The sequence below is a fragment of the Microvirga tunisiensis genome (genome assembly GCF_009296175.1).
In the GTDB taxonomy this organism is placed as follows: domain Bacteria; phylum Pseudomonadota; class Alphaproteobacteria; order Rhizobiales; family Beijerinckiaceae; genus Microvirga; species Microvirga tunisiensis.
The window spans coordinates 1-3,780 of record NZ_VOSK01000487.1 but is presented as its reverse complement, the minus strand read 5'-3'; the positions used below and the strand labels follow the sequence as shown (position 1 = coordinate 3,780).

Here is a 3,780-nt window from a genome sequence, read left to right as displayed (position 1 = left end):
TCAGAGGCCTCGGCCTCGCCTCTGTCCACGTCCAGCCAGTCGAGTAATCCGACGAACCGCCGTATACGGACCCGTATGTACGGTGGTGTGGGAGGGGTGGAACCGCGAGGCTCCCCCCTATCCCGATTTTCCATGACGTACTACGTCTACATGCTCGCCAGCGACCGCCATGATACTCCCTATGGGGACGAATGATGTGCCGCGCCGTGTCTTCGAGCATAAGGCCAAGGCTATCAAAGGCTTCACATCGAAATGTGATGTGATACGTCTCGTCTGTACGAGGCTTTTGACCGGATTGCCGGTGCCATTGATCGAGAGAAAGTCCTCAAGAAATGGCGCCGGGATTGGAAAATCCGGCTGATCGAAGAGATGAATCCCGAATGGGGGATCTCAATCTCACCCTAAACCGGTGAAACACTGTCGTTCCGGGTTCCGCTTCGTCGCCCTGGAATGACAGTGAGACAGCCGTTCTAGGACTCCTGTCCTGCCACGATGCCTGCCTGCTCCGAAAATTCCGGAACCGTGGCTGTTCAGCTTGCGTTTGGGCTCCACATGTTTCAAGCCAGCACCTACGCGGCAGCAGGGTGTATTCAGAGCCAGGGGATCGAGCGATGACGCAGTGGGTCTATACCTTCGGGGACGGTAAGGCCGAGGGCCAGGCGGGGATGAAGAACCTGCTGGGCGGCAAGGGGGCCAATCTGGCCGAGATGTCCAATCTGGGACTGCCGGTGCCTCCGGGCTTCACCATCACGACGGAAGTCTGCACCTATTACTACGATCACGGCCGCTCCTATCCGGAGGAGCTGAAGACCCAGGTCGAGAACGCCCTGACCTATATCGGCCGCCTCACGGGCCGGACCTTCGGCGATGCCGAGAACCCGCTTCTCGTCTCCGTCCGCTCCGGCGCACGGGCCTCCATGCCAGGCATGATGGACACGGTGCTCAATCTCGGCCTCAACGACGTCACCGTCGGTGCTCTGGCCAAGGGCGCGGGCGACGAGCGCTTCGCCTATGACAGCTATCGTCGCTTCATCACCATGTATTCCAACGTGGTGCTGGATATCGAACACCACCATTTCGAGGAGATCCTCGACGAGTACAAGGATCGCAAGGGCTACAGCCTCGACACGGACATGACCGCCGAGGACTGGAAGGCCATTCTTCCGCGCTACAAGAACCTCGTCGAGAAGGAACTCGGCAAGCCCTTCCCGCAGGAGCCACAGGAGCAGCTGTGGGGCGCCATCGGGGCCGTGTTCGGCTCCTGGATGAACAACCGCGCCATCAAGTACCGCGAGCTGCACGCCATCCCGGCGAGCTGGGGCACGGCGGTGAACGTGCAGGCTATGGTGTTCGGCAACATGGGCGAGACCTCCGCCACCGGCGTCGCCTTCACCCGCAACCCCTCCACCGGCGAGAGCGAGCTCTACGGCGAGTTCCTCATCAATGCCCAGGGCGAGGACGTGGTGGCGGGCATCCGCACCCCGCAGGACATCACCGAGAAGGCGCGGATCGCCTCCGGCTCCGACAAGCCCTCGATGGAAAGCGCGATGCCCGAGGCTTACAACGAGCTCGTGCGCATCTACGGCATTCTCGAGAAGCATTACCGTGACATGCAGGACATGGAATTCACGGTCGAGACCGGCAAGCTCTGGATGCTCCAGACCCGTAACGGCAAGCGCACGGCGAAAGCCGCCTTGCGCATCGCGGTGGAACTCGCATCCGAGGGGCTGATCACGCAGGAAGAGGCCGTCACCCGCGTCGAGCCGGCGGCCCTCGATCAGCTGCTCCATCCCACCATCGACCCGAAGGCTGAGCGCAAGATCCTGGCCACCGGCCTGCCGGCCTCGCCCGGCGCGGCCTCGGGCGAGATCGTGTTCAACTCGGACGACGCGGAAGCCGCCAAGAAGGCCGGCCACAAGGTCATCCTGGTGCGCGTCGAGACCTCGCCGGAGGACATCCACGGCATGCATGCGGCGGAAGGCATTCTGACCACACGTGGCGGCATGACCTCGCACGCGGCGGTGGTCGCCCGCGGCATGGGCAAGCCCTGCGTCTCGGGCGCCGGCCAGATCCGCGTCGACTATGCCTCGCAGACGCTCACGGTGGCGGGTCAGACGCTCAAGAAGGGCGACATCGTCACCATCGACGGCTCCAACGGCCAGGTGCTGCTGGGCCAGGTGGAGATGCTGGAGCCGGAGCTGTCGGGCGAGTTCGCCACGCTCATGGGCTGGGCCGACAAGGTGCGCCACATGAAGGTGCGCGCCAATGCGGAAACGCCGCTCGACGCCAAGACAGCGCGCAATTTCGGCGCGGAGGGCATCGGCCTGTGCCGGACGGAGCACATGTTCTTCGAGGGAGACCGCATCGTCGCCGTGCGCGAGATGATTCTCTCCGACGACGAGGCCGGCCGCAGGGCAGCGCTCTCCAAGCTGCTGCCGATGCAACGTCAGGATTTCGTCGAGCTGTTCACGATCATGAGCGGCCTGCCCGTCACGATCCGTCTGCTCGATCCGCCACTGCACGAGTTCCTGCCGCATTCGGAAGAGGAGATGCAGGAAGTGGCGAAGGCGATGAACGCCTCCGTCGACAAGCTGAAGCACCGCGCCCGCGAACTGCACGAGTTCAACCCGATGCTCGGCTTCCGCGGCTGCCGTCTGGCGGTGGCCTATCCTGAGATCGCCGAGATGCAGGCGCGTGCCATCTTCGAGGCGGCGGTGGAAGCCGGCAAGACAACGGGCCAGCCCGTCGTGCCGGAGGTCATGGTACCGCTCGTCATGACGAAGGCGGAGCTCGATCTCGTGAAGGCGCGCATCGTCGCCATGGCGGAAGCGGTGGCGAAGGAGAGCGGCGTGAAGGTCGATTATCAAGTCGGCACGATGATCGAGCTGCCGCGTGCGGCTCTGCTGGCCGGCGAGATCGCGGAGTCGGCGGAGTTCTTCTCGTTCGGCACCAACGACCTCACGCAGACGACGCTCGGCATCTCGCGCGACGACGCGGCATCCTTCCTTGGTCCGTACACGCAGAAGGGCCTCCTGCCGGCGGATCCGTTCGTGACCATCGACCAGGAAGGCGTGGGCGAACTGGTGAAGCTCGCGGTGGAGCGTGGCAAGAAGACGAGGCCCAACATCAAGCTCGGCATCTGCGGCGAGCACGGCGGCGATCCGGCGTCGATCCACTTCTGTCAATCGGTCGGGCTCGATTACGTGTCCTGCTCGCCGTACCGCGTGCCGATCGCGCGTCTGGCGGCGGCGCAGGCGGCGCTCGGCAACAAGGCCGCGAGCCAGGCGTAAAAATGGCTCTGTCGCGCGGCCGCTTGCTCTACATCATCGCGGTGCTGATCTCCGGCATCGCGGTCGGGCTTCTCATGCTGCAGCAGCCTCACCTCCAGCAGACCGCCGTTCCGCCGGCGGCCTGGCCCTTTGCCGTCTCACTGGTGCTCGATCTTGCGATCGGGCAATTGGCCGCTCAGGGTAGGACCGAGCCGCTCACCATGGGAGATCGATTCGTCGCCGTCGTCGGGGCGGGTTTGATCGTCACGGTGATGGTGGCTTTGGGATAACAATATCGAAGCGGGGGGAAGAATGGCGCTGTACAAGGGTTCATGTCATTGCGGCAAGGTGGCGTACGAGGTCGAGACCGATCTCGAGCAGGCGTTGGATCCCGCTTCATAATGCCCCCTGGTTCATGAGGTCTGCTCGAAGAGCCCCCGCTGATGGTCTATCACTTTGACGCGTAGACCTTTTTGTCTCCCTTTGGTGACGTGCACTGCTTCGATCTCGC

Annotated in this window: 2 protein-coding genes; both read left to right on the top strand. The window is 63.6% G+C overall.

Going from position 1 to position 3,780, the window contains the following annotated elements; all coding sequences use genetic code 11:
* The first annotated feature begins 611 nt into the window (after window positions 1-611).
* Window positions 612-3,290, top strand: coding sequence for a pyruvate, phosphate dikinase (ppdK, locus tag FS320_RS39845; protein WP_152717956.1), 2,679 nt, complete (start codon window positions 612-614; stop codon window positions 3,288-3,290).
* Between the two features lie 2 nt (window positions 3,291-3,292).
* Window positions 3,293-3,559 carry a hypothetical protein gene (locus tag FS320_RS39840; protein ID WP_152717954.1) on the top strand — a complete coding sequence of 89 codons (267 nt, stop codon included), beginning with the start codon at window positions 3,293-3,295 and terminating at the stop codon, window positions 3,557-3,559.
* Window positions 3,560-3,780: the final 221 nt, after the last annotated feature.

Bases quoted from the DNA above. Each gene is read 5' to 3' on its own strand.
- ppdK (WP_152717956.1), top strand. From the start codon at position 612: ATGACGCAGTGGGTCTATACCTTCGGGGACGGTAAGGCCGAGGGCCAG.
- FS320_RS39840 (WP_152717954.1), top strand. From the start codon at position 3,293: ATGGCTCTGTCGCGCGGCCGCTTGCTCTACATCATCGCGGTGCTGATC.